We start from the raw sequence: 23,625 nt of genomic DNA, 5'->3' as shown, positions 1-23,625 counted from the left end.
TCGTTTGAATAATGAGATCTCCAAATTGCAAGTCAAGTAATGGTTTTTTAATTAAAGTCCGGGGGCTATTTCAGCGCATGACCGGCGTGTCCTGCGCTGCCCGCCGCGCCCGCACCGGCTGCACGATCTGCGAAGCCGGTGCGTCGCTTGACACCCGTCGACGATCGTCTCTAATCCACCGTCGGGTGGACGGACGAGGGATGCGGGCATGCTCGGCCTGATCGATGCGGTGGAACTGGGAAACGTGCACGGCTGGCTGTGGAACCCCCACCAGCCGGACGTCCGGCAACCGGTCACCGTGTGGGTCGACGGCACCCCCGTAGCCCGCGCGGTCGCCGACCGGCCGCGCCCGGACCTGCAGGCGTCGGGCATCGGCGACGGCGGGCACGGGTTTACCGTGGCATTGCCCCGGTCCCTGCTCGACAATGCCTTCCATCGGATCGTGGTGACCGTCGGTGACGGGGAGGAGCCGATCGGCGGCGAGGTCCGTGCCTGGCTGCTCGACGAGGAGGCGGAGCGGTGCCCCCCCGTCGACGTGGTGGAACGGCCCAAGCCCCATTACCTGACCGTCTGCGCCATCGCCCGCAACGAAGGTCCGTATCTGCTGGAATGGATCGCCTATCACCGCGTGGTCGGCGTCGACCATTTCGTGGTGTTCGACAACGAGAGCACCGACGCCGGTCCGGACATGCTGGCCCGCCTGGCGGCGGAGGGCATCGTGACGGTGGTGCCCTGGCCGGGGGCTGCGTTTTCCGGCGGCCCGCAGATTCCCGCCTACGACCATGCCATCCACCGGTTCCGCGACCTGACGGAATGGCTGGCGTTCATCGACCTGGACGAGTTCCTGGTCCCCAACGCCGCCGACGACGTGCCCACCATCCTGCGCCGCTACCCCGACGTGACCGGGCTGGGGGCGTCGTGGCGGGTGTTCGGGACGTCGGGGCACGCAACGCACGAACCCGGACCGGTGATGGACCGCTTCCGGCGCTGTGCCCCGGCCGACGACCCGCTGCACCGTCACGTCAAGAGCATCGTGCGCGCGGATTACGCTGCCAAGCCCATGGTCCACGCCCATTTCCTGCGCGCCGGCGCCGTCGTGGACGAGGACCGGCGGCCGGTGCGGCTGACCGGGGGCGGCGTGCGCACCGGCACATCGGTCGCGGTGCTCCAGGTCAACCACTACGTCACCAAGTCACTGGAGGAATGGGCGATCAAGGCGGCGCGCGGTCGCCCCGACCGGGGACCCGGCGCAGCGGATGCCCGCCGCACCGACGCGGATCTGGCGCTCCATGACCGCAACGAATGTGAGGACACGGCCATCCTGCGCTTTCGCGACGCCACGGTCGCGGAGATGGCGCGCCTGCGCGCCGAGGTGCTCGACAGCGTGCCGTCCGTCGATACGGATGTCAGGGGCACGCCGATCCCCCTGCCGCCCCCCGAGCTGACGGCGCTCGTCGGCGGCTCCGACAATTTTACCGCCGTCGGCGACAGCCTGGCCCGCCTGCTGATCGAGCACAGCGGCCTGCGATCCGACGACAGCGTCCTGGAGATCGGCTGCGGCGTCGGCCGGGTGGCCCGGGCGCTGTCCGGGCACATCCGCCCGCCCGGCCGCTACGAAGGGATGGACATCCACCGCCCGCACATCGACTGGTGCACGCAGCAGATCACCGCCCGGCACGCCCATTTCCGCTTCCACCACGCCGACATCCGCAACGCCGCCTACAATCCCCGGGGCACCGCGAACGCGCTGGACTACCGGTTCCCGTTCGCCGACCGGTCCTTCCGGTTCATCGTCCTGCTGTCGGTGTTCACCCATATGCTGGAGCCGGAGATCCTCGCCTACCTGCGGGAGATCCGCCGGATGCTGGCGCCCGACGGCCGGCTGCTGGCCACCTTCTTCCTGCTGAACGCCGGATCGGAGCGGGCGATTGCCGCGAACCGCTGCCGCATCGCCTTCGATTACCGGGCCGCCCGGTTCTGGTCCCATTCCCGGGAACTGCCGGAGGTTGCCATCGCCTTCCGCGAGGAGGTGGTGCATGAGCTGTTCGCCGCCGCCGGCCTGACGACCCTGCGCGTCGACTACGGCGACTGGGCCGATCGCCCCGGCGCGCTGAGCTACCAGGACGTGATGATCGCCGGCCCCGGCGCCTGACCCTCTCGGGAGAATACCCTTGCCGAACAAGACGGCCAATCCGTGGACCATCCTGCTGACCCGGCCCATCTACGAGAACCGCTGGATCCGCGTGGTCGAGCACGAGGTGCTCAACCCCGCCGGCAAGCCCGGAATCTACGGCGTGGTGCACCTGCAGAACCTCGCCACCGGGGTCATCCCGATCGACGCCGACGGGTACACCACGCTGGTCGGCCAGTACCGCTTTCCGCTGAAGTCCTACAGCTGGGAAATCCCCGAGGGCGGCGGCGACCCCGGCGTCGATCCCCTGGAATCGGCGCGCCGCGAACTGGCCGAGGAAACCGGCCTGATCGCGCGGGAGTGGATGCCGCTGCTGACCATGCACCTGTCCAACAGCATCACCGACGAGACCGCCTACTGCTTCCTGGCCTGGGACCTGGAGCAGGGTGTCGCCGAACCGGAGGAGACCGAGGATCTCCGGCTCCGCCGCCTGCCCTTTGCCGAAGCCTATGCCATGGCCATGCGCGGCGAGATCACCGACGCCATGGCGGTGGCCAGCCTGATGAAGGCCCGCCTGCTGGCGCTCGAAGGGGCGCTCCCCGATGCGGTCGCCGGGCTGATCCTGCGCTGAGCGGACCGGGCCGCCCCGTCGATCACCGCGCCCTCAGGCGGCCCGACCGCGCAGCGTGGCGGGGCGGCCGGTCTCGTCGATGAGGCCGCGCTCCAGCAACTCGCGGGCGTGGCCGGCGAACCAGTCGGCGGTGCCGGGACGCTCCCACGCCTCCATCCAGTTCTGTTCCAGGAAGGCGAGGATGGCGGGGTGCCCCAGTTCGGCCTCCCACAGGATGCCGAGCAGGGAGGTCTGCGCCTCCTCGTGCATGCACTGCTCGAAGGTCAGCACCTGCTGGGCGCGCGCCTCGCGGCGGCGGGTCGTCTCCGGCCCGGGGCCGAGGCCGTGCTCCAGAAGGGGCCGGCGTTCCGGCGCGGCGCACAGCCAGTGCGCCACCTCGTGGACGATGACGGTGGCCTCGACCCGGGTGCGGATGACCCGGCCGTCCCACATGAAGCAGGCGCTCGGCTCCTCGTCCAGGGTGGCGATGCCGTGGGCGTGGGCCAGGGCGACGCCGTCGGCCCGCTGTTCGGGGGTATCGGCGGGGCCGGTGACCGGCCAGGTCGCAGCGATCCGCCGGAAGGCGGCCAGGGCCGCCGGCCGGTCGGCGAGGTGGCCGGCGAAGGTGCGGATGGCTTCGTCCATGCGGTCGGCGGGAACGGGCGTCAGGATCATCGGGGTGCCGGGAGCTGCGGATAAAACGGCCCTGTTGTGCCCAACACCCCCGCGCGGCGCAAGGGCACGCCGGCCGGCGCCGCCACATTTCACGGGCTCGCTCCGGCCGTCCGTATATCGAATGGAATAAACACCGGGTCCGCTCCGTTGATGCCGAACGCGAGGGTGCGCTTTTGCACTGTTGGGGTGACTCATGATATATGCGGATCGGTGGCCGGACCGGACTGCGCATGGGCGCCATCACCGCTGCGGGGACCGGCCCCCGACCCGGCTTGCACCACTTTCTCCTCACTGCGGGGACCCATGGTCTGCGTGGACGCTACTTCCGGCCTTCCCATCCCGGCGCCCGGCGCCGCGGGGCGGTGCCGTCTTTCCGTCGTCGTTCCGTTCTACAACGAAGGGCCTAACGTCGAGGCCCTGTTCAGCCGGCTGCTGCCGGTGCTCGACGGGCTCGGCCTCTCCTGGGAGGTGGTGTGCGTCGACGACGGAAGCCGCGACGACACCCTGGACCGCCTGGTCGCCGCCAACGCCCGCGACGGGCGCATCAAGGTGGTGGAGCTGTCGCGCAACTTCGGCAAGGAGCCGGCCCTGTCGGCCGGCCTGGCCCACGCCCGCGGCGACGCCGTGGTGCCCATGGACGCCGACCTCCAGCACCCGCCGGAGCTGCTGCCCGACATGATCGCCCGCTGGCGCGAGGGCTACGACGTCGTCGTCGCCGTGCGCCACGCCCGTGTCGGGCAGAGCCTGAAGCACCGCCTGTTCGCCCGCGCCTTCTACTGGGTGTTCGACACCCTGTCGGACGTCAGGCTGCCACGCGAGGCGGGCGACTTCCGGCTGATGGACCGCCGGGTGGTGGACGTCATCAACCGCATGCCCGAGCGCACGCGCTTCATGAAGGGCATCTTCGCCTGGGTCGGCTTCCGCCAGACCGCCGTCCTCTACCAGCAGGGCGAACGCGCCGGCGGCGACACCAAGTGGGGCTTCGTGAAGCTGCTGCGCCTGTCCGCGGACGGGCTGACCGCCTTCTCCAACTTCCCCCTGAAGGTGTGGAGCCTGGTGGGACTGGCCATTTCCGGCCTGGCCTTCGTGTACATCGTCCTGCGGCTGCTGCGCACGCTGCTGTTCGGCGTCGACGTGCCCGGTTATGAATCGCTGATCGTCTCGGTGCTCTTCATGGGCGGCATCCAGCTCATCACGCTGGGCATCATCGGCGACTATCTCGGCCGCGTCTTCGCCGAGGTGAAGGGGCGCCCGCTGTTCATCGTCCGCGCCACCCACGGACTCGGTGCCGCCGGGGCCGCCACCGGAACCGCCGCCGGGAAGGTCGATGACGCCGAGCCGGTCCGGGAGGTCGCGGCGTGACCGACCTGGCCCCCGCCCACCCGCACGACGGCTTCGCCGCCCTGCGCGGCACTCCGATGACGGTCGCCCGGCCGGCAACGCCGGGATGGGACGACCTGACGCGCCTGCTGCTGCTGGCCCTGGCCGTGCTCGCCCTGCTGACCTTCCGCAACTACGGCATCACCATCGACGAGGAGGTGCAGCACCTCTACGGCAAGAAGCTTCTGGCCTATTACGCCAGCGGCTTTGCCGACCATTCCGCCTTCGTCTTCAAGGACCTGTTCTATTACGGCGGGCTGTTCGACCTGACGGTGGCGGCGCTGCTGCCGGTGTCGCCGTTCGCGGAATACGACACCCGCCACCTGCTGTGCGCGGCCATCGGCATCATCGGCATCGCCGGCGCCTGGCGGCTGGCCCGCCGGCTGGGCGGCCCCCGCGCGGGCTTCCTGGCGGCGGCGCTGCTGGCGCTGACCGGCGTCTACTATGGCGCCATGTTCAACAACACCAAGGACGTGCCCTTCGCCGCGGGCATGGTGTGGGCGCTCTATTTCGCCACCTGCATCCTGGATCAGGCGCCGCGCCCGCGCCGCACCACGGTGCTCAAGTTCGGGCTGGTGCTGGGGCTGACCCTGGCAACCCGGGTCGGCGGCGTGCTCGCCGTCGGCTATCTCGGGCTGGGGCTGCTTGCCCTGTGGGTTCTGGCGTGGCGGCGCGACGGCGCCGGCCGCGCCCTGTCCGACGCCGGGGCGACGCTGGCCGCCCTGCTGCCGGCGCTGCCCCTGACGCTGGCCATCGTGGCGGTGTTCTGGCCCTGGGTGGTGCAGGAGCCGGGGAACATCCTGAAGGCCCTGCAGGTCATGTCGAAGTTCCCGATCAACCTGGAGACCCTGTTCAACGGCCACTTGGTGCCGGCCAGGGACCCGCCGGCGCTCTACCTGCCGGTCTATCTGGCGGTGAAGCTGCCGGAAGCGGTGCTCGTCGGCCTGGCGGCGGCGGCGGGGCTGGCCGCAATGGCCCTGCGCAACGTGCGTTCCGGCACCGGCGCCGGCGCCGCGGCGGCGGTGCGCCTGCTGCCCCTGGTGCTGGCCGCGACGCTGCCGGTGGTGCTGTTCATGGTGCTGCGCCCGACCATCTACAACGGCGTGCGCCATTTCCTGTTCGTCGTGCCGCCCCTGGTGGTCCTGGCGGCCATCGGCATCGACGGGCTGTGGCGGCTGGCGGAACGGGGCGGCCGCACCGCGGCGCGGGGGTTCGCCGCGCTGCTGGTGGCGGCCGGCGTGCACGGGACGTGGCAGCTCGCGTCCCTGCACCCCAACGAGTACGTCTATTACAACACGCTGGTCGGCGGCCCCGCCGGGGCGGACGGCCGGTACGAGCTGGACTACTGGGGCAACTCCATCCTGGAGGCCGTGCGCCGCCTGGAGGAGTTCCTGGCGCTGGAGAACGACGGCGCAGCACCGCCGCGCACCTACACCGTGATGGTCTGCGGCAACGCCCTGGCGGCCCGTTACGAGCTGCCGCCCCATCTGGTGCTGGCGAACGGCCGGCCCGACTGGCGCGAGGCTGACTTCTTCGTCACCTTCACCCAGGACCGCATCTGTCCCGACCTGCTGGACGGCCGGCCGATCATTGAGATCGCGGCCGATGGCGTGCCCCTGTCCATCGTCAAGGACCGCCGCCCCCGCCCGGAGGAGTAGCGGTCCCCCCTTCGCGCCGCGACGTACCCCGGCCACCCGCGCGAAGTGCCCCCGCCGCCGCCGCCGGCGCTTCGGCATGATCGCCGGGAGTGCGCGCGACGGGGTCCCGCACCTTTCCAATCTGTCCCTTACGGGCCATCGGCCGGAGGGACACAGGGATGGGCGGGGACGGGTGCGGATCGGCACGGTCGGCGGGACGGTCGGCGGGGCTGGCCGCGGCGCTGATCGCGGGGCTGATCCCGGGGCCGGCCGGCGCGGCACCGGGCGACCCGGCGGCGGACCGCGACCCGCTGCGCGCGCTGGTGACGCAGGTGGCGGAACGCCGCCTGGCCGAGGCGGGGCACGGCGGGCTGGTGGTCGGCGTGGTGCGCGACGGGCGGTCGCTGGTGGTCGGTCTGGGCAGCACCGGCGGGGCCGGCGGCGCGCCGCCCGACGGCCGCACCGTCTACCAGATCGCCTCGCTGACCAAGCCCTTCACCGGCACCATCCTGGCGGAGCTGATCCGCACCGGCCGCGTCCACCCCGCCGACCCGCTGCGCCGGCACCTGCACAGCGTGGCGCGGGTGCCCGAATTCGACGGCCGGCCGATCCGGCTGGTCGACCTGGCCACCCACACCGCCGGCCTGCCCAACGTGCCGGAAACGCCGACCTTCTCGTGGTCGCGCCTGGAAGACCCGCGCAACCCCTACAAGCCGCTGACGCCGGCCGAGGTGGACCGCTGGCTGGCCGGGTACGAGCTGGCGACGGCACCCGGCACCCGCTTCAGCTATTCCAACGTCGGCATGGCGGTGCTGGGGGAGGCTTTGGAGCAGGCGGCGGGGGCCAGCTACGGGCAGCTTCTGCGCCGCGTGGTGACCGAACGCTTCGGCCTGACCGACACCACCGCGGAGTTGAACGCCGACCAGCGCGCCCGCAAGGCGGTGGGCCACGCCGGCGGCCTGCCGGTGCCCGACTGGGAGGCGCCGGCCATGCTGCCCTCCTTCGGCCTCTACTCCACCGCCGACGATCTGGTGCGCTGGCTGCGGGTGAACCTGGGCGACTGCCCCGGCGGCTGCACGGCCGATGCGGTGCAGACGCTGGCCCTGGCCCAGTCGGTGCAGGTGGAGGGGACGGCGCTCAGCGATCCCGGTGCGCTGGGCGGCGGCGCCATGGCGCTGGGCTGGTTCGTGGCCCGCGCCGGCGACGGCACGCCCATCCTGTGGCACAGCGGCTCCACCGGCGGCTTCAACACCTATATGGCCCTGTCCCGCGCCCACCGCTGGGGTGTGGTCGCCCTGACCAACAGCGACCCCGACCGGGTGGTCGCCGACCGCACGGCCATCGACCTGCTGCGCCTGTTCGAGGCGGGGTGGTGAGGGCCCTCACGGCCCCGGCGCGTAGACGGCCAGCAGGGCGCTCAGCGTCACCACGCTGAGGATGGTCGACACCAGGATGGCGGCCGAGGTGCGCTCCACATAGACGCGGTACTGGGTGGCGACGACGAAGGTCAGCGCCCCCGTCGGCAGGGCCGCCAGCAGGATGGCCGAGGCCGCCCAGAACGGGTCCATGGGAAACAGGGTGTCGATCAGCAGCCAGGTCAGCGCCGGTTGCAGCACCAGCTTCAGCGCGACGATCCAGCCCAGTTCCGCCGGGCTGGCGCGCAAGGGGCGGCCGGCCAGGAACAGGCCGATGGCGACCAGCGCGCAGGGGCCGGCGGCGGCCCCCACCAGTTCGCAGAAGGTGACGACCGGGCGCGGCAGGTCGATCCCCGGCAGCAGCACCGACCAGGCCACCCCCGCGGCGGTGGCGACGATCAGCGGGTTGCGGGCCACCGCCCGGCCCACGTCGGCCAGCGCCCCGCCCACGCCCCGGCCCCGGCTCTGCACCAGCTCCAGCCAGATCACGGCGATGCCCACCATGACCGCGCTCATGATCACGGTGGCAAGGATGGCGGGAGCCAGTTGATCCGCCCCGAAGGCGGCGAGGAACAGCGGGATGCCCATGTAGCCGGTGTTGGAGAAGCAGGCCGTGAGACCCTGCATGCACAGCACCGGCGGCTTTTCCCGGTGCAGCAGCCAGCCCAGCAGGGCGCCCAGCGCGAAGACCGCGAGCATGGCGCCGAGGAAGGCGCCGATGAACGGGCCGTTGAACAGCTCCGCCAGCGGCCGCCGCGCGGTGCCGACGAACAGCACCGCCGGCAGTGCCATCCAGTAGACGAACTTGTTCAGCGCCTCCGACGAGGCGTCGCCGAGCAGGCGCGCCTTTCCCGCGAGAAAGCCGGCGAGGATAATGGCGAAAACGGGAAGGGCGACGTTGAGGACGGCGGACATGGACCCGTTCCTGGGTGGGCGGCCCCGACCATAGGGCAGGCCCCCGGCCCCGTCGAGGGCACCAGCCATCCGATTCCGGCATCCCTCCCCTGATACCGGGTTCGGTAAGTATGACCCGGTGCCGCAGTCGGAGCTTGACGGCGGGATGCCGCCGGGCAACATACGCGGGCTCCCCGTTCCCTTCCGGAGGTCCGATGCTCGACCATCACAGCGCGCTCATCTACGTCATGGTTCTCGTATCCGCCTCCGACGGCGACATGACGGACGCGGAGCTGGAAGCCATCGGCGAGAACGTGAAGTACCTGCCGATCTTCGACGATTTCGAGGTCGACCGCCTGCCCGAGGTGACGCGGGAGTGCACCCACATGCTGGCCGGGGAATCCGGTCTCGACGGGACGCTGGAGCGCATCAGGGACGCCCTGCCGGCCAAGCTGTACGAGACCGCCTACGCCGTCGCCTGCGACATCGCCGCCGCCGACGTCAAGGCGTCGCAGGAGGAGCTGCGCCTCCTGGAGATGCTGCGCCACACGCTGGGCGTCGACCGCCTGTGCGCCGCCGCCATCGAACGCGGCGCCCGCGCCCGCCACATGCGGCTGTGACCATGACCCCCGGGTCCGCCGCCGCACACGACGCCGACCGTCCCGACCTGACCGGCCGCACCATCGGCTTCATCGGGCTGGGCCTGATGGGCAAGCCGATGGTCCGCCACCTGGCCGCCCGCGGGGCGCGCCCGGTGATCCACAGCCGCAGCCGCGGCCCCGTGGAGGAGCTGGCCGGCGAGGGCATGACGCCCGCGGACACGCCCGCGGCCGTGGCCGCGGCGGCCGACACGGTGGTGCTGATGCTGACCGACACCCCGGCGGTGGAGGCGGTGACGGAAGGGCCCGGCGGCCTTCTGGAGGGGCTGCGCCCCGGTGCCCTGGTGATCGACATGGGCACCACCGCGGTCGCCGCCACCCGCCGCCTGGCGGAGGTTGTGGCCGGCCGCGGCGGTGCCCTGGTGGACGCCCCGGTGTCCGGCGGCACGGTGGCGGCCGAAGCGGCGACGCTGACCATCATGGCCGGCGGCGAGGAGGCGGCCGTGCGGCGCGCCTGGCCGCTGTTCGCCGCCATGGGCCGGCGCATCACCCATGTGGGCGGCCCCGGGGCCGGACAGGTGGCCAAGGCGGCCAACCAGGTCATCGTCGCCCTGTCGATCGGCGCCGTCGCCGAGGCCCTGGCCCTGGCCCGCGCCGCCGGCGTCGACCCCGCCCGCGTGCGCGAGGCGATCCGCGGCGGCTTCGCGGAGTCGCGCATCCTGGAGCTGCACGGTGAACGCATGGTGACCGGCAACTACACGCCGGGCGGCCGCTCCTCGGTCCAGCTCAAGGACCTCAACCAGGCGCTCGCCCTGGCCGCCGAGTCCGGCATCGACCTGCCGGCGGTGACCCTGTCCCGCACCCTCTACGAGCGGCTGGTGGACCGCGGCGACGGCGGGCTGGACCACGCGGCGCTGTACCGTCTGTTTACGGGGTGATCCGGGACCGGAGAACGAAGCGGCGGAGTGATCGGGCACCGATCAGAACCGACTCCGGTCGGATGCTCAACTCCTCGATGGCCTCCTCGTAGAATGCCAACGGCATGGTGTTGAGCCGCGTCTTCAGCAGATCCTTGACGTCCCGGAGACACCACAGAGTCTCCGGGAGTCGGTTCCCCTCTTCCGTCGACAGCACGACCGCGACGTCGAAGATGTCGCGGGGCTTCAGGTTCTCCGCTCGATGGTAGAGCTTCTTCAGGGCGATCTCGGTGCCCGGCTCCATGGGAACGGTTCGTCCGTGGATCGTGAAAGGAATTGCCGGAAGGTCCGACGGCACGCCGGCGACGATGAAATCGATCTCACCTTCGGCGTACCTGAGCTTCAGATAATGGGCCTGTTCCAGCTAGTCCTCGCAGTCCCATACGATCGATGCACTCAGACGCGGCGACAGCAGCGGCAGGTATTGCGGATCGGACAGGAAGATGTCGATGTCCCTGCTGTTACGATGGCCGGTCTGGACCATCAGTGCGGTGCCGCCGCCGAAAGCCCACCACCGCAGCGGAGTACCCTGGTCCGCCAGCCCCTCGATGGCGGACAGCGCGCGCTCCAGAAGCCTATGCCAGCTTGGAGAGTTCGGCTTCGAGGTGCCTGTTGCGCTCACCGGTCAGAACCTTCACCGTTTCATAGCTGCGCGTGAGGGCCGCCGGAGCAATGCCGTGGGCCCGGGCAAACGCCACGACGAGGACGGGGCTCACCTCCCCGAAGAAGGTGGCCATATGGGGCAGCCATCCCACAGGATCCCCCCGTCGCGATTCTGCACGCAAGCTGATCCGCGTCAATCGACCGTTTCCACGGAGCGTTGACGGTGCCCAGGACGAGATTGTCGATGCTCGATGGCGTCTTCCACATGGCTCGCTCCACGAGCCCCCATGACCGGATATCCAAAGTCAGATATAGGGGGGCGCCGGTGCCCGGTCCAGGTTCCGGCACGCCGGCGCACCGGCCGTCCGGTCATCGGCCGGTCCGGGCGCGGGCGCGGCGCGCCGTCCCTGCGACACAACGGCGCAGGGCGGGCCGGGCGGCCGGGCTTTTCGTGCACCCGGCGGTGGTGCCATAACGCGGGACAGGGACCCAGCGGGTCCAGCCACATCGCCGGACGCACCGACCCATGACCTCGCCCGCCGCCGTCCGCCAGAGCTTCCTGGCGTGCCTGGAGCGCAGCACGCTGCTCACCGACCCCTACAACCACTGGCTGCTGTCCGGTGCGCTGCCCGAGGAGTCGGCCGACGCCATCGCCGCCCTGCCGTGGGAACCGCCGGCGGTGCGGGAGACCTACGGCAAGCGGGAGACGAACAACGCCTCGCGCACCTATTTCGGGGCGGAGAACCGCGCGGCCCACCCCGTGTGCGACGACGTGGCCCGCGCCTTCCAGGACCGCGCGGTGACGGAGGCGATCGAGCGCACCTGCGGCGTCGACCTGACCGGCACCAGCCTGCGCATCGAGTATTGCCAGGATACCGACGGTTTCTGGCTGGAGCCGCACACCGACATCGGCGTCAAGAAGTTCACGATGCTGATCTACCTGTCGCGCGATCCCAACGGGGCCGGCTGGGGCACCGACGTGCTGGACGCCGAGGGCAACCTGGTGCGCCGCGCGCCCTACGCCTTCAACGAGGGGCTGATCTTCATCCCCGGCACCAACACCTGGCACGGCTTCGCCAGGCGCCCGATCGAGGGCGTGCGCAAGTCGATCATCGTCAACTACGTGGGCCCGGAATGGCGCGCCCGCCACGAGCTGTGCTTCCCCGACACGCCCGTGGCGTAACGCCGTCCTATCCCGCCGGCCCTATTGCTGCTGTCCGCCGTCCGACGGCGGGGTTTCGCCGACCTGCCCGCCGTCGAGGGGAATGGCGACATAGGAACGCTGGCCGCCGCGTTCGCGCAGGAACAGGACGGAGCGGCGGTTCTGGCTGCGCGCCTCCTCGATCGCCGCGGCCACCTGCTGCGGCTGCGACACCTCGGTCCGGCCGACGCGGGTGATGACGTCGCCGGCGCGCAGCCCCTCGCGGGCGGCGATGCCGTCCTGGGCGACGTTGGCCACCAGGACGCCGCTGACGTCCGCGCCGATGTCGAAGCGGGCGCGCGCCTCCGGCGTCAGGGGGGCGAGGGCCAGACCCAGAGGGCCGGAGGTTGCCGGCTCGGGCTCGGGTGCTGCGGCGGCCACCGCCGGCTCGTCCTCCAGCAGGGCGATGTGCGCCGACAGTTCCGTGCGCTCGCCGTCGCGGAAGACGGTGAGCGGCGTGGTGGCGCCCACCTCGGTCGCGGCCACCACGCGGCTGAGATCGCGCGGCCCGTCGATCGTCTGGCCGGCGAAACCGACCACCACGTCGCCGACCTGCACGCCGGCTGCCGCCGCCGGGCTGTCGGGCGTGACCATGGCGACCAGCGCGCCGCGCGGGGTGTCGAGACCGACGGCCTCGGCGATCTCCGGGGTCACCGGCTGGATCTGCACGCCCAGCCAGCCGCGGCGTACGGCGCCGGTCTCGCGCAGTTGCTCGATGACGCCGCGGGCGATGTTGGCGGGAATGGCGAAGCCGATGCCGACGTTGCCGCCGGTGGGCGAGAAGATGGCGGTGTTCACCCCGATGACCTCGCCGTCCAGGTTGAACAGCGGCCCGCCGGAGTTGCCGCGGTTGATGGACGCGTCGGTCTGGATGAAGTCGTCGTAAGGGCCGGCCTGAATGTCGCGCTGGCGGGCGGAGATGATGCCCGCCGTCACCGAGCCGCCCAGCCCGAACGGGTTGCCGATGGCCATGACCCAGTCGCCCACCAGGGCGTCGTCGCTGTTGCCCCACTGCACCGCCGGCAGCGGCTGCGCCGGATTCACCCGCAGCAGCGCCAGGTCGGTGCGCGGGTCGCGGCCCACCAGCTCCGCCGGCAGCTCGGTGGTGTCCTGCAGGATGACGGTGATCTCCGCGGCGTTCTCCACCACGTGGGCGTTGGTCACCACGAAACCCTGCGGGTCGATGACGAAGCCGGAGCCCAGCGCGTGCGCCGGTCCCGGCGGCGGCTGGTTGGGGGGCTGGCCGAAGAACTCCTCCATGCCCGGCGGCAGGCCGGGCAGACCGGGAAGGCCGGGCAGCGGGGGAATGATGCCGGGACCGCCGGGTCCCCCGGGGCCGCCCGGACCACCGGGGCCGCCGGGACCACCGGGACCGCGGGTTTCCTGCCCCCGGGTGGTGGCGATGTTGACCACCGCCGGCAGCCGGGCGCTGGCCAGGGAATGGAAGCTGCCGGGCATCGCCCGCTCGGCGCGCCGGTCGCCCTGCTCCGGCGCCGGAGCCTGCCCCTGCGGTGCCGGCTGCGCGTGCGCGGGCAGTCCGAACGCAAGGGCGGCGGCCGTGGCCAGGGCGATGGTCAGTCTGGATCGCATGGAGTCCCCCGTTGGGTCCGGACCGGGCGCCGGCCCGTCCGCGCGGGGGGCGACGCGCCGCCGTCCGGCTGAAGCGGTTGGCTGATGGCGTGCGGCGTGCACGGCGCTCGCGCCGCGGCACCGCCTGCACAACACACCGCACCGCCCGCCGGTTCCGGAGGCCCGACCGCAAGGGGGAGATCAGCGCACGGGGGCGGTCACCACGCGGGCGGTGGTGGACACCGCGGTGCCGGCGACGTCCGCCGCCGCGCCGGCGATCCCGACGACCCCGCCGGCGACGCCGCAGCCGGCGAGAAGGGCCAGCACCGGCACCAGAAGAAGGAAGCGGACCATGGGCGACGTCTCCCTGCGGGGTTGCGGCGTTTGGCCGCGGGCCAGCCATACCGGGGGGCAGGGTTTGCCAACGCCCGCCCGTCGCCTAGGTTAGCGTCAGCACTCCTTATCGTTTCGTGAATCGACCATCCCGATGACCGCTCCCGCCGACCCTGCCGCCGCGCCCGCACCCCGCCTGGGCGAGACGGGCGCCCTGCGCACGCTGCTGCCCCACCTCTGGCCGAAGGACGAGCCGGGGCTGCGCCTGCGCGTGGTCGTGGCGATCCTGTTCCTGGTGGCCGCCAAGGCCGCCACCGTCACCATCCCCATCTGGTTCAAGGAGGCGGTGGACGCCCTGTCGGCCCCGGTCACGGCGGTGACCGTGCCGCTGGCGGTGATCCTCGCCTACGGGCTGGCGCGCGTGCTGGGGCTGGCCTTCGGCGAGATCCGCGACGCCATCTTCGTGCGGGTGGAGCAGAGCGCGGTGCGCAAGGCCGGCCTGTCGGTGTTCCGCCACCTGCACGCGCTGTCCCTGCGCTTCCACCTGGAACGCCAGACCGGCGGCCTGACCCGCGCGCTGGAGCGCGGCACGCGTGCCATCAAGACCATCCTGTCCTACGCCCTGTTCAGCATCTTCCCCACCATCGTGGAGATCGGGCTGGTCACGGTGATCCTGGCCAACATGCTGGGCCTGCGCTACGCCCTGGCGGTGCTGGTCACGGTGGCGCTCTATCTCGCCTACACCTTCGCGGTGTCGGAATGGCGGACCAAGTTCCGCCGCGCCATGAACGACCTGGACGGGCGGGCCAACACGCGGGCCATCGACAGCCTGCTGAACTTCGAGACCGTCAAGTATTTCGGCAACGAGGAGCACGAGGCGCGCCGCTACGACCAGGCGCTGCGCCGTTTCGAGGACGCGGCCGTGCGCAGCGAGCAGAGCCTCGCGTTCCTCAACACCGGCCAGTCCGTGATCATCTCGGTCGGGCTGGTGGTGGTGATGGCCATGGCGGCGCAGGGCATCGCCGCCGGCGACCTCACCATCGGCGACTTCGTGCTGGTCAACACCTATCTGTTGCAGCTTTACCAGCCGCTGAACTTCTTCGGCATGGTCTACCGCGAGATCAAGCAGGCGCTGACCGACATGGAGGCGATGTTCCAGCTTCTCCACGTGGAGCGGGAGGTGGCGGACTCCCCCGGCGCCCGGCCGCTGGCGGCGGCGGGGGGTGCCGTGCGCTTCGAGGCCGTGTCCTTCGGCTACGACCCGCGCCGGCCGATCCTGAAGGGCGTGGACTTCACCGTGCCGGCGGGACGCACGGTGGCCATCGTCGGTCCCTCGGGTGCGGGCAAATCCACCATCAGCCGGCTGCTGTTCCGCTTCTACGACGTGTCGGGGGGCAGCGTCTCCATCGACGGGCAGGACATCCGCACCGTGACCCAGGCGTCGCTGCGGGCGGCCATCGGCATCGTCCCGCAGGACACGGTGCTGTTCAACGACACGGTCTATTACAACATCGCCTACGGCCGCCCCGGTGCCGGCCCGGCGGAGGTGGAGCAGGCCGCCCGCCTCGCCCACATCCACGACTTCGTCATGGGGCTGCCCGACGGCTACCAGACCATGGTGGGGGAGCGCGGGCTGAAGCTGTCGGGCGGCGAGAAGCAGCGCGTCGCCATCGCCCGCACCATCCTGAAGGACCCCGCCGTCTTCATGTTCGACGAGGCGACCAGCGCCCTGGACACCCACACCGAGCGGGAGATCCAGGCCAACCTGCGCGAGGTCAGCCGCGGCCGCACCACCCTGGTGATCGCCCACCGCCTGTCCACCGTGGTGGATGCCGACGAGATCCTGGTGCTGGAGCAGGGCCGCATCGTCGAACGCGGCCGCCACGCCGACCTGCTGGCCGCCGGCGGCGCCTACGCCGCCCTGTGGGCCCGCCAGCAGGAAAGCCGCGGCGGCATCGCGGCCGAGGACGGGGGGGCGGACGGGGAGGCGGAGGATCCGCCCGATCCCGGCCCCGCCCTGCCGCGCGCGGCCTCGGCCTGAAGACCGTATCCACCGGCAGTAGGGCGGCATGGGCAGGGGCGACGCAGCGATCCCGAAGGAGGCCGCGGCCGTGGCGCGGATCGCCCGGGAGCTGTTCGGGACCTCGCTGGCCGCCGTCTGTCTGCACGGTTCGGCGGCTTCGGGCCACCTGCGGCCGCAGAGCGACGTGGACGTGCTGGTCGTCATCGACCGGGCGATGACCGCGGGCGAGCGTCAACGGCTCCTCGCCGCCCTGCTGCGCCGGTCCGGCCGCCATCCCGCCCGCCGCGGCGGCCCGCGCTGCATCGAGGTGATGGTCTTCCTGACCTCCCGCCTGACCGCACCGGCGTACCCGGCGTGCTGCGAGTTCGTGTACGGCGAATGGCTGCGCGGCGCTTTCGAGGCCGGCGCGGTCCCGGAGCCCGCCTGCGATCCGGAACACACCCTGGTGCTGGCGCAGGCCCGGAGGCAGGCGGTGGCGATCGTCGGCCCGGACCCGGCGGCGGTGCTGCCGCCCATCCCCGACGGCGATGTCCGCCGGGCCATGCGCGACGCGCTGCCGGCCCTGCTCGGCTGCCTGGCCGGCGATGAGCGCAATGGGCTGCTGACACTCGCCCGTATGTGGCGGACGGCGGCGACGGGGGAATTCGTGACCAAGGACGCCGCGGCGGACCGGGCGATTCCCCGCCTTCCCGCCGACGTTGCCGGTGTCCTCGCCCTTGCCCGGGACGGCTATCTCGGACGGGTCGACGATGACTGGACGACCCGCCGTACGCAAGCGCGGCACGCCGCGGAGCATCTGGTCCGACAGGTGACCACCCTGCTGTGACGGCGCGGTGCCGGCGACTCGGCCCCCATGGCTTGCGCCGGATGGCCGCCCTTGTTACCACCACCCGTCCGACCGCCGTCCCGCTACGTAAGGAACCCCGTCATGGGTCCTGCCCGCCGCGCGCTGCGCGACGCCACCGCCGCCGCGCACGAGCGTCTGCACGTCCACCCCCTGCTGCTTCCCCTCACCGGGCCGGGGCTGACCGGCGATGCCTACCGCCGCGCGCTGGCCGCCCTGTACGGCTTCCACGCCCCGGTGGAGCGGGCGCTGGGCACCGGTGCCGGGGGGCGCCCGGCCCTGCTGCGCGCCGATCTCGGCGACCTCGGGGTGATGGCGGACGACCTGCCGGAGGCGGGCGGGCTGCCGGACCTGTCCGGGGCGCCGGCGCGGCTGGCGGCGCGCTATGTGCTGGACGGCTCGGCCCACGGCGGGCGGGCGATGCTGCCGGCGGTGACGGCGGCGCTGGGCTGGAACGCGGCGCGCGGCGCGCGCTTTCTGGCCCCGGCCGGCGCCGCCGATGGCTGGCGTGTCCTGCTCGACCGGCTGGAGGCGGAACTGGCCGACCCCGCCCCGCGCGCCGCCGCCTGCACCGCCGCCGCGGGTCTGTTCGCGGCGCTGGAACGCTGGCTGGACGGACTCGCCGACGGCCGCTAGGGTGGCGGCCATGACGACGCCTTCCACCCTGAACGACCCCGCGGCCCTGGCCGCGGCGGTGCGGCGCGGCGAGCGGCGCGCGCTGGCCCGCGCCATCACGCTGATCGAATCGACCCGCCCCGACCACCGCGTGCGGGCGGACGCGCTGCTGACGGCGCTGCTGCCGCACACCGGCAACTCCGTGCGCATCGGCATCTCCGGCGTGCCGGGGGTGGGCAAGTCCACCTTCATCGAGGCGTTCGGGCTGCACGTCATCGGCCGCGGCCACAAGGTGGCGGTGCTGGCGGTCGACCCCACCTCCCAGCGCACCGGCGGCTCGATCCTGGGCGACAAGACGCGCATGGTCGACCTGTCGCGCGACGACGGCGCCTTCATCCGCCCCTCCCCCGCCGGGGCGACGCTGGGCGGCGTGGCGCGGCGCACCCGCGAGGCCATGCTGATCTGCGAGGCCGCCGGCTTCGACGTGGTGATCGTGGAGACGGTGGGCGTCGGCCAGTCGGAGACGGCGGTGGCCGACATGGTCGACCTGTTCCTGCTGCTGCTGCTGCCGGCCGGCGGCGACGAGCTGCAGGGCATCAAGAAGGGCATCGTGGAGCTGGCGGACCTGGTCGTGGTCAACAAGGCCGACGGCGACCTCGCCGCCACCGCCCGCCACACGGTCGCCGACTACCGCCACGCCCTGACCCTGCTGCGCCACGAGGCGGACTGGCGGGTGCCGGTGCTGAGCTGCTCCGCCATCACCCGGGCCGGCATCGACGCGGTGTGGGAAACGGTGGGCGAGCACCGCGCGGCCATGGTCGCCGCCGGCCGCCGCAGCGCGCGCCGCGCCGAGCAGGCGCGCGCCTGGCTGTGGAGCGAGATCCGCGAGAGCCTGGTGGAGAGCCTGCGCCGCCACCCCGACGTGCGCGCCGCCCTGCCCGACCTGGAGGCCCGCGTCACCGCCGGCACCCTGGTCCCCGCCGCCGCCGCCCGCACCCTGCTGGAACGTTTCCTCGGCCGTCCGGTCGGGACGGTGGATTGACGGAACGCCGCACCGGGCCCCGCCCCCGTCGCGGATGGGGGGAGTGGCTCTTCGACCGGTCCGACCTGATCGTCGAACCGGACGCGGGGTTCCCGGCCGATTCGTGAGGCCGGTTTGCCGCAGTGCGAGATTTATGTTGCGTTGCAGCATCGGTGCGCCTAGGCTTCGGCGGGCGACTGGACGGGGGGACACCCGTCGGCGGCGGTTGGTTCTGCGGGTTGTTTCGGGGCGCCGAGGCCCCGGTTGGGCGCTCCCCCTCTCGGGCGTGTCCGGGACGCCCGGACGCAAGCCGCGGCCGCGTCGCCCGAACGCCAGGGGATTCAAAGCCAGGAGATCGTGGGGATGAGCGCCAATCTTTTCGGAATGTACGCGTCGGTCGGCACCACCGTGCAGGAACTGGCGAAGAGCAACGCCGAAGCGGCCGCCGCGCGGTCGGCGCGGGTCGCCGGCGTCATGCAGGACGGCTACCGCCTGTGGGCCGACGGCGTCACCGCCAGCCTGGACCGGGCCGTGCGCACCGCCGAGGATCTTGCCAAGGCCCGCACCCCGGCCGAGGTGATCGCCGTGCAGCGCGATTGGCTGGAGTCCACCGGTGCCCGCGTCGCCAACGACGTGCGAGCCATCGTCGACCTGTCCGCCAAGCTGGTCGCCGGCACCGTGACCGCGGCGGCCCCCAAGGCCGCCGCCGCCGCGCCCGCCAAGCCCCCCGCCGCGGCCCCGGCCCCTGCAACCCCGACCGCAAAGACCGAAACCCCGGTCATCGAGGCCCCGAAGGCCGACACCCCGAAGGCCGAGGCGACCCCCGCGGCCGCCCCCGTCGCCCCGGTGATCGCGGTGGCCGCCGAGCCCGCCGCTGCCCCGGCGGCCAAGACCGCCCCGGCCGCCCGCAAGCCGGCCGCCCGGTCGGCGGCGTCCGCCGCCCCGAAGGCCGCCCCCAAGGCGGCACCGGTCGAGGCGGAAGCGCCGAAGCCGGCCGAGACCACCCCCAAAGCCGCCCCCAAGGCCGCGCCGGCCCCGTCGGTGGAGTGACCGCCGGGCCCTCTCCCGGCTCCGGTCGGGGGAGGGTTCGCAAAGCCCGCCCTTCCCGTCCTTGACGCGCCCGCGGGTGTTCGACTATAACGCCGCCTCTTTCGGGCGCCCGCCGTCCGGAACCGGGCTTCATGTGCTAATCAATAAAGGAACAGACCGATGTCTCGTCGGTGCTCCGTGACCGGCAAGGGCACGCAGTTTGGCAACAACGTCAGCCACGCCAACAACAAGACCCGCCGTCGCTTCCAGCCGAACCTGCAGGAAACCTCGATGCTCAGCGATTCGCTGAACCAGATGGTGCGCCTGCGCGTGTCCACCAACGCCATCCGCTCGATCGAGCACAAGGGCGGCATCGACGCCTTCCTGCTCGACTCCCGGGACGATGTCCTCAGCCTCGACGCGCGCCGCCTGAAGCGCCGCATCGCCAAGGCGCAGGAAAAGGCCGCCGCGTCCGCGTAAGGTGTGCGGGGGCTCACGCCCCCTGACCCGGTTCGGCCGCGCCTTCCGAAGCCGTCCGGCCCCGTCCCGCGGGGCTTGCGACGGCTTTCGGCGTTTGGCCGCCGGTCACGCGCCGGTGTCGGCAATCGCGTCGGGATCCTCGGCGTCCACCACCCGCCGGGCGGTGGCGTAGTCGAAACCCGCACGCCCCAGCGCCGCCAGGTCGCGGTCGCGGTGGTCCGCCCGCGCCTCTGCCGGCCGGAACGGCCCCAGGCGGCGGCGGCGGGCGAAGGCGGCGGCGGCGGCCAGGTCCGGATCGCCCTCGGTGTCGGCGTCGAGTCGCTCCAGGGCGGCGTCCACCTCGGCGCGCCCCACCCCCTTGGCCGCCAGCTTCTCGCGGATGGCGCGGGTGGAGGCGCCGCGGCGGTGCAGCGAGCCGGCGCGCAGATCGGCGTAGGCGGTGTCGTTGAGCAGACCGGCGGTGCGGTAGCGCGCCACCAGCGCATCGACCCAGCCCGCCGCCTCCTCGCGGTCGGTGCCGTGCGCCCGCACGGAGCGGTCGACCTTGCGCATCAGCACCCGCCGCAGATTCTCGGCGGAGCTGGCGAACCGCTCCAGGTAATGCAGTGCGGCGTTCTCCAGATACTGCGGCGTGACGCGGCGGGGCTCGCGGCGGGCGGGCGGCGGGCGATCGGTCATGCCACTCCTTTCCAGTCGCGGAATCGGCGGGAGAGATCGGTGAGAAACCGGCCGAGCGACGCGTCCAGCATCTTCACCCGGTCCAGATCCATGGCGTCGACGATGTCGCCGGCCAGCTCGGTGCCACCCAGGCTCGGCCTGAGATCGGCGGCCCTGAACGAATCCATCAACTGCTTCTTGTACCGGCTGCGCTCGCATTTGCGGTCCGGCGCATCGCACCCCTTGCCGGCCACCGTCCGGAACGCCTGGGAGTCGAGCAGCAGCCAGCGCTCGACGTGCGGGTCGGGAATGGCGAACACGACCGTCTCCGCAACGGGTTCGACGATCGCGCTCAGTTCGTCACGCCGGGCCGCGTAGCCCTTGCAATTGCCATCGGTGGCAACGACGAGAAGGTCGGGCAAGTCCTGTGTCCCGCGCCGCAGGTCGCGGACGAACTGCCGCAGTTCCCTGGCAACGGCCGGATGCCCGTGCCGGACGTTGTACGGGGTGCAGGCGATGGAAACACCATGATCGCGGGCAAGCCGGTCGAGGAACGCGGTGAGCACCCGAAGATGCGCGGAATCCTCCACGAACAGGAAGATCCTACGCATCGAAGTCCCCCCGCAGCAGCCGGTCCGATACCGTCTCCCCGACGTCGGTATCATTGAGGGCGCCGTCTATGGCGTCGGCCTTTTCCGGCCCGGCGCCCAAGGCCAGCGGCCCCCAGTCCCCGAAGGGGCGGATTTCCGTCCCGTACCGGTTTCGCCGCGTGACAAAAAGACTGTTCCGGGGCATCAGATCGACAAGGCGCGCCGAATGGGTGGTGACGATCACCTGCGAATCGCCGGAAACGACCATGTTGTGAAGGATATCGATCACCTGTTCAAGCCGCCGGGGATGGATGCCGTTCTCCGGCTCCTCGAAGGCGATGACCGATGGCGGGCTTTCGGTGCCGGGCAGCGCCAGCAGGCCGAGTATCCGCAGTGTGCCCTCCGACATCAGCCGCGCCGGGATCGGTGTGCGGCCCTCGAAGATCCTCAACTCCACCTCGCCAAGCTGGTTGATGCTGACGTCGATCTTGTCGATGGAGGGAATGACGTCCTTCAGCGCACGCTCGACGAGGCGGAACTGCTTCTCGTTGGTCCCCTGCAAGGTGTTGAGGAACGCCGCCAGTTCCTCCCCCATCATGCCGATGTGCCGCACCTCCTTGATCGGTGTCGGCGCGCGCATCCGTTCACGCGGTTCCAGGTAGAAGAAGAACCAGTTCGCCAGCTCTTCTCGCAATGCAACCATGTGCGGATAATGCGGCGCGTACAGCGGTGTCGATAGTATGCAGTAATCAAGGTGGAGTTCATGGTACTTAGGATGCGACTGCCCCTCCAATCGCAGATGAAGGCGGTTTCCTTCTTTGCTAAGAAATGGTTTTCTGCTTTTCTTTTGACATCCATCCTGGCCCAGCGCTGAAACGTTTTCGTCGGCAACGCGCAGGAAACCAAATTTCGGAATGACCTCGATTTCGATTCGGTAGCGCAGGTAACGCTCGCGGACGGCATTCTCCTCCGGTTCGGCCTCACGATCGGAAAGCTGGCCGTCACCACGCTCGCCGGGCTCCTTCAGCAGCCGAATCTGCCGATTGACGGTCTCGACGACGGCGTCCGACAGTTCCACGTCCACCTCGATGCTGAGCCGCGCCGATTCCTGCTTCAGCAACTCCTCCACACCGCCCGGCGGGAACGAGAAGGACTCGACGGCCTTGCCGCGGTAGGGCGGCGCGAACGCCTCGCGCAGCGTGCGCGTCCGGACGATGCCGGACAGCAGTTGCAGAGCGTCGAGAAAATTGCTCTTGCCTGCGGAATTCGGGCCGAACAGGACCGTCAGGGGCTCCAGACGCACCTCGACGTCGCGCAGCGATTTATACCCCTTGATGTGCACGCGCCGGATCAACAGTTCCTCCCCTTCACCGCCGGGGCGGCCGCACCAGCCACCCGCCTGCCGCATGCGCGGTGCGCACAACGCCAGTTTGCCAAGCTTCCCATGGGGAGGCTAGGGTGTCGCCACCTCAGGAAAAGTGCCCGTAGCGAAATGACACCTCCTCTTCCCCCCATGCCGCGCACCGTCGGGACGGTCAACTGGATCGGCCTGTGGACGCTGTACCTGCGCGAGGTGCGGCGGTTCATCAAGGTCCACCAGCAGACCATCTGGGCCCCCGTGGTCACCACGCTGCTGTTCTACGCCGTGTTCGCGCTGGCGCTCGGCGGCGACGGGCGGTCGGTGGGGGACGTGCCCTACATGATCTTCCTGGCGCCCGGCCTGGTGATGATGTCCATGGTGCAGAACGCGTTTGCCAACACCTCCTCCTCGGTGGTGATCGCCAAGGTGCAGGGGAACATCGTCGACACCCTGATGCCGCCGCTGTCGCCGATGGAGCTGGTGGTGGGCTTCGTCATGGGCGGGGTGACGCGCGGGCTGATGGTGGGGCTGGTGGCGGCGCTGGCCATCCGCCTGTTCGTGCCCATCGGCATCGTCAACATCGGCTTTGTGCTGTTCCATGCGGTGATGGCGTCCATGCTGCTGTCGCTGCTCGGCCTCATCGGCGGCATCTGGTCGGAGAAGTTCGACCACATCGCTGCCGTCACCAACTTCGTGGTGACGCCGCTGTCGTTCCTGTCCGGCACCTTCTATTCGGTCGAAACGCTGCCCACCGTGTTCTGGTGGATCGCCCACTTCGACCCGTTCTTCTACATGATCGACGGCTTCCGCTACGGCTTCATCGGCCGTTCCGACGGGACGCTGGGGCTGGGCGTGGCGGTCATGCTGGGCACCAACGCCGCCCTGTGGCTGCTCGCCTGGCGGATGCTGGCCACCGGCTACCGCCTCAAGGCGTGAGATGAGGCGGCCGCGTCAAAAGGCGTGAGTTGACAGGCGGTCCCTA

Annotated in this window: 25 protein-coding genes; 15 read left to right on the top strand and 10 right to left on the bottom strand. The window is 71.4% G+C overall.

The annotated features are described in order from the left end of the window. Nucleotides 1-208 precede the first annotated feature (208 nt). Both G472_RS37085 and G472_RS0111930 read left to right on the top strand, forming a co-directional pair. A complete protein-coding gene (locus tag G472_RS37085; protein WP_051340715.1) occupies nucleotides 209-2,152 on the top strand; it encodes a glycosyltransferase family 92 protein in 1,944 nt (647 codons plus the stop codon). A gap of 19 nt (nucleotides 2,153-2,171) precedes the next feature. Continuing rightward, nucleotides 2,172-2,762, top strand: coding sequence for an NUDIX domain-containing protein (locus G472_RS0111930; protein WP_029008586.1), 591 nt, complete (start codon nucleotides 2,172-2,174; stop codon nucleotides 2,760-2,762). Nucleotides 2,763-2,795: 33 nt separating this feature from the next. On the opposite strand, the gene G472_RS32700 is transcribed toward G472_RS0111930, so the two are convergent. After that, on the bottom strand, nucleotides 2,796-3,416 hold the full coding sequence (locus tag G472_RS32700) for a hypothetical protein (protein ID WP_035692127.1): 621 nt from the start codon (nucleotides 3,414-3,416) through the stop codon (nucleotides 2,796-2,798). Nucleotides 3,417-3,719: 303 nt separating this feature from the next. On the opposite strand from G472_RS32700, the gene G472_RS32695 reads away from it, so the two are divergent. The 3 genes from G472_RS32695 (at nucleotide 3,720) to G472_RS32685 (ending at nucleotide 7,809) form a co-directional block, all read left to right on the top strand. Continuing rightward, nucleotides 3,720-4,778 (top strand): glycosyltransferase family 2 protein, encoded by a 1,059-nt coding sequence (locus G472_RS32695; RefSeq protein ID WP_084536591.1) that lies wholly within the window; start codon nucleotides 3,720-3,722, stop codon nucleotides 4,776-4,778. Then, nucleotides 4,775-6,454 (top strand): glycosyltransferase family 39 protein, encoded by a 1,680-nt coding sequence (locus G472_RS32690; RefSeq protein ID WP_245593465.1) that lies wholly within the window; start codon nucleotides 4,775-4,777, stop codon nucleotides 6,452-6,454. Before G472_RS32695 ends, G472_RS32690 begins: the two co-directional genes overlap by 4 nt. A 158-nt stretch (nucleotides 6,455-6,612) precedes the next feature. Beyond that, nucleotides 6,613-7,809 carry a serine hydrolase gene (locus G472_RS32685; protein ID WP_084536590.1) on the top strand — a complete coding sequence of 399 codons (1,197 nt, stop codon included), beginning with the start codon at nucleotides 6,613-6,615 and terminating at the stop codon, nucleotides 7,807-7,809. Between the two features lie 6 nt (nucleotides 7,810-7,815). On the opposite strand, the gene G472_RS0111905 is transcribed toward G472_RS32685, so the two are convergent. Beyond that, the gene (locus G472_RS0111905) at nucleotides 7,816-8,763 is read right to left on the bottom strand and encodes an AEC family transporter (protein WP_029008585.1); all 948 of its coding nucleotides are present in this window, start codon (nucleotides 8,761-8,763) and stop codon (nucleotides 7,816-7,818) included. A 194-nt stretch (nucleotides 8,764-8,957) separates the two neighbouring features. Here G472_RS0111905 and G472_RS0111900 point away from each other — a divergent pair, with 194 nt between their 5' ends. Then, entirely contained in the window at nucleotides 8,958-9,362 is a 405-nt protein-coding gene (locus G472_RS0111900) for a tellurite resistance TerB family protein (protein WP_029008584.1), read from the top strand. A 2-nt stretch (nucleotides 9,363-9,364) separates the two neighbouring features. Next, entirely contained in the window at nucleotides 9,365-10,279 is a 915-nt protein-coding gene (locus G472_RS0111895) for an NAD(P)-dependent oxidoreductase (RefSeq protein WP_051340743.1), read from the top strand. Here G472_RS0111895 and G472_RS37080 read toward each other — a convergent pair. The 3 genes from G472_RS37080 to G472_RS38805 all read right to left on the bottom strand — a co-directional run bounded on the left by G472_RS37080 (nucleotide 10,269) and on the right by G472_RS38805 (nucleotide 11,055). Then, nucleotides 10,269-10,562 carry a hypothetical protein gene (locus G472_RS37080; RefSeq protein ID WP_029008582.1) on the bottom strand — a complete coding sequence of 98 codons (294 nt, stop codon included), beginning with the start codon at nucleotides 10,560-10,562 and terminating at the stop codon, nucleotides 10,269-10,271. The genes G472_RS0111895 and G472_RS37080 overlap by 11 nt on opposite strands. Nucleotides 10,563-10,682: 120 nt before the next feature. Then, the gene (locus tag G472_RS38810) at nucleotides 10,683-10,940 is read right to left on the bottom strand and encodes a nucleotidyl transferase AbiEii/AbiGii toxin family protein (protein WP_156927087.1); all 258 of its coding nucleotides are present in this window, start codon (nucleotides 10,938-10,940) and stop codon (nucleotides 10,683-10,685) included. Beyond that, on the bottom strand, nucleotides 10,894-11,055 hold the full coding sequence (locus G472_RS38805) for a hypothetical protein (protein WP_156927086.1): 162 nt from the start codon (nucleotides 11,053-11,055) through the stop codon (nucleotides 10,894-10,896). Before G472_RS38805 ends, G472_RS38810 begins: the two co-directional genes overlap by 47 nt. 392 nt (nucleotides 11,056-11,447) lie before the next feature. Here G472_RS38805 and G472_RS0111875 point away from each other — a divergent pair, with 392 nt between their 5' ends. Further along, entirely contained in the window at nucleotides 11,448-12,104 is a 657-nt protein-coding gene (locus G472_RS0111875; RefSeq protein ID WP_029008581.1) for a 2OG-Fe(II) oxygenase, read from the top strand. Between the two features lie 21 nt (nucleotides 12,105-12,125). On the opposite strand, the gene G472_RS32675 is transcribed toward G472_RS0111875, so the two are convergent. Continuing rightward, the gene (locus G472_RS32675; protein WP_035692124.1) at nucleotides 12,126-13,712 is read right to left on the bottom strand and encodes a Do family serine endopeptidase; all 1,587 of its coding nucleotides are present in this window, start codon (nucleotides 13,710-13,712) and stop codon (nucleotides 12,126-12,128) included. 180 nt (nucleotides 13,713-13,892) lie between these two features. After that, the gene (locus G472_RS38800; protein WP_156927085.1) at nucleotides 13,893-14,045 is read right to left on the bottom strand and encodes a hypothetical protein; all 153 of its coding nucleotides are present in this window, start codon (nucleotides 14,043-14,045) and stop codon (nucleotides 13,893-13,895) included. A 133-nt stretch (nucleotides 14,046-14,178) separates the two neighbouring features. Here G472_RS38800 and G472_RS32670 point away from each other — a divergent pair, with 133 nt between their 5' ends. From G472_RS32670 to rpmB, 6 genes are all read left to right on the top strand, one after another. Further along, nucleotides 14,179-16,065: an ABCB family ABC transporter ATP-binding protein/permease gene (locus G472_RS32670; protein ID WP_084536589.1), complete on the top strand. Its 1,887-nt coding sequence runs from the start codon at nucleotides 14,179-14,181 to the stop codon at nucleotides 16,063-16,065. 70 nt (nucleotides 16,066-16,135) lie between these two features. Beyond that, entirely contained in the window at nucleotides 16,136-16,873 is a 738-nt protein-coding gene (locus G472_RS0111855) for an aminoglycoside adenylyltransferase domain-containing protein (RefSeq protein WP_169732805.1), read from the top strand. A 102-nt stretch (nucleotides 16,874-16,975) separates the two neighbouring features. Beyond that, on the top strand, nucleotides 16,976-17,527 hold the full coding sequence (locus G472_RS0111850) for a biliverdin-producing heme oxygenase (protein ID WP_029008579.1): 552 nt from the start codon (nucleotides 16,976-16,978) through the stop codon (nucleotides 17,525-17,527). A gap of 10 nt (nucleotides 17,528-17,537) precedes the next feature. Next, nucleotides 17,538-18,548: a methylmalonyl Co-A mutase-associated GTPase MeaB gene (gene meaB, locus G472_RS0111845; RefSeq protein WP_029008578.1), complete on the top strand. Its 1,011-nt coding sequence runs from the start codon at nucleotides 17,538-17,540 to the stop codon at nucleotides 18,546-18,548. Nucleotides 18,549-18,890: 342 nt separating this feature from the next. Then, complete coding sequence (locus G472_RS32665) at nucleotides 18,891-19,577, top strand: phasin family protein (RefSeq protein WP_051340714.1); 687 nt, start codon at nucleotides 18,891-18,893, stop codon at nucleotides 19,575-19,577. A gap of 159 nt (nucleotides 19,578-19,736) precedes the next feature. Further along, nucleotides 19,737-20,036, top strand: a complete 300-nt coding sequence (rpmB, locus tag G472_RS0111830; RefSeq protein WP_029008577.1) for a 50S ribosomal protein L28 — start codon at nucleotides 19,737-19,739, stop codon at nucleotides 20,034-20,036. A 105-nt stretch (nucleotides 20,037-20,141) separates the two neighbouring features. Here rpmB and G472_RS0111825 read toward each other — a convergent pair whose 3' ends face one another. The 3 genes from G472_RS0111825 to G472_RS0111815 are packed head-to-tail and all read right to left on the bottom strand — an operon-like array spanning nucleotide 20,142 to nucleotide 22,637. Then, complete coding sequence (locus tag G472_RS0111825; protein WP_029008576.1) at nucleotides 20,142-20,714, bottom strand: regulatory protein RecX; 573 nt, start codon at nucleotides 20,712-20,714, stop codon at nucleotides 20,142-20,144. Then, the gene (locus tag G472_RS32660) at nucleotides 20,711-21,304 is read right to left on the bottom strand and encodes a hypothetical protein (RefSeq protein WP_051340713.1); all 594 of its coding nucleotides are present in this window, start codon (nucleotides 21,302-21,304) and stop codon (nucleotides 20,711-20,713) included. Before G472_RS32660 ends, G472_RS0111825 begins: the two co-directional genes overlap by 4 nt. Next, entirely contained in the window at nucleotides 21,297-22,637 is a 1,341-nt protein-coding gene (locus G472_RS0111815) for an AAA family ATPase (RefSeq protein WP_029008575.1), read from the bottom strand. The genes G472_RS32660 and G472_RS0111815 overlap by 8 nt, the downstream gene beginning before the upstream one ends. 138 nt (nucleotides 22,638-22,775) lie before the next feature. Here G472_RS0111815 and G472_RS0111810 point away from each other — a divergent pair, with 138 nt between their 5' ends. Next, nucleotides 22,776-23,579 carry an ABC transporter permease gene (locus G472_RS0111810; protein WP_029008574.1) on the top strand — a complete coding sequence of 268 codons (804 nt, stop codon included), beginning with the start codon at nucleotides 22,776-22,778 and terminating at the stop codon, nucleotides 23,577-23,579. Nucleotides 23,580-23,625: the final 46 nt, after the last annotated feature.

Source organism: Azospirillum halopraeferens DSM 3675 (genome assembly GCF_000429625.1).
GTDB classification, from domain to species: domain Bacteria; phylum Pseudomonadota; class Alphaproteobacteria; order Azospirillales; family Azospirillaceae; genus Azospirillum; species Azospirillum halopraeferens.
The sequence above is the reverse complement of the archived record's forward strand: the minus strand, read 5'-3'. Positions and strand labels throughout refer to the sequence as shown.

Bases quoted from the DNA above. Each gene is read 5' to 3' on its own strand.
- G472_RS32685 (WP_084536590.1), top strand. From the start codon at position 6,613: ATGGGCGGGGACGGGTGCGGATCGGCACGGTCGGCGGGACGGTCGGCG.
- G472_RS0111825 (WP_029008576.1), bottom strand. From the start codon at position 20,714: ATGACCGATCGCCCGCCGCCCGCCCGCCGCGAGCCCCGCCGCGTCACG.
- G472_RS0111905 (WP_029008585.1), bottom strand. From the start codon at position 8,763: ATGTCCGCCGTCCTCAACGTCGCCCTTCCCGTTTTCGCCATTATCCTC.
- G472_RS32700 (WP_035692127.1), bottom strand. From the start codon at position 3,416: ATGATCCTGACGCCCGTTCCCGCCGACCGCATGGACGAAGCCATCCGC.
- G472_RS32670 (WP_084536589.1), top strand. From the start codon at position 14,179: ATGACCGCTCCCGCCGACCCTGCCGCCGCGCCCGCACCCCGCCTGGGC.
- G472_RS32675 (WP_035692124.1), bottom strand. From the start codon at position 13,712: ATGCGATCCAGACTGACCATCGCCCTGGCCACGGCCGCCGCCCTTGCG.
- G472_RS0111900 (WP_029008584.1), top strand. From the start codon at position 8,958: ATGCTCGACCATCACAGCGCGCTCATCTACGTCATGGTTCTCGTATCC.
- G472_RS37080 (WP_029008582.1), bottom strand. From the start codon at position 10,562: ATGGAGCCGGGCACCGAGATCGCCCTGAAGAAGCTCTACCATCGAGCG.
- meaB (WP_029008578.1), top strand. From the start codon at position 17,538: ATGACGACGCCTTCCACCCTGAACGACCCCGCGGCCCTGGCCGCGGCG.
- rpmB (WP_029008577.1), top strand. From the start codon at position 19,737: ATGTCTCGTCGGTGCTCCGTGACCGGCAAGGGCACGCAGTTTGGCAAC.
- G472_RS37085 (WP_051340715.1), top strand. From the start codon at position 209: ATGCTCGGCCTGATCGATGCGGTGGAACTGGGAAACGTGCACGGCTGG.
- G472_RS0111810 (WP_029008574.1), top strand. From the start codon at position 22,776: ATGACACCTCCTCTTCCCCCCATGCCGCGCACCGTCGGGACGGTCAAC.
- G472_RS32665 (WP_051340714.1), top strand. From the start codon at position 18,891: ATGAGCGCCAATCTTTTCGGAATGTACGCGTCGGTCGGCACCACCGTG.
- G472_RS38800 (WP_156927085.1), bottom strand. From the start codon at position 14,045: ATGGTCCGCTTCCTTCTTCTGGTGCCGGTGCTGGCCCTTCTCGCCGGC.
- G472_RS0111850 (WP_029008579.1), top strand. From the start codon at position 16,976: ATGGGTCCTGCCCGCCGCGCGCTGCGCGACGCCACCGCCGCCGCGCAC.
- G472_RS0111875 (WP_029008581.1), top strand. From the start codon at position 11,448: ATGACCTCGCCCGCCGCCGTCCGCCAGAGCTTCCTGGCGTGCCTGGAG.
- G472_RS0111895 (WP_051340743.1), top strand. From the start codon at position 9,365: ATGACCCCCGGGTCCGCCGCCGCACACGACGCCGACCGTCCCGACCTG.
- G472_RS32660 (WP_051340713.1), bottom strand. From the start codon at position 21,304: ATGCGTAGGATCTTCCTGTTCGTGGAGGATTCCGCGCATCTTCGGGTG.
- G472_RS38805 (WP_156927086.1), bottom strand. From the start codon at position 11,055: ATGGCCACCTTCTTCGGGGAGGTGAGCCCCGTCCTCGTCGTGGCGTTT.
- G472_RS32695 (WP_084536591.1), top strand. From the start codon at position 3,720: ATGGTCTGCGTGGACGCTACTTCCGGCCTTCCCATCCCGGCGCCCGGC.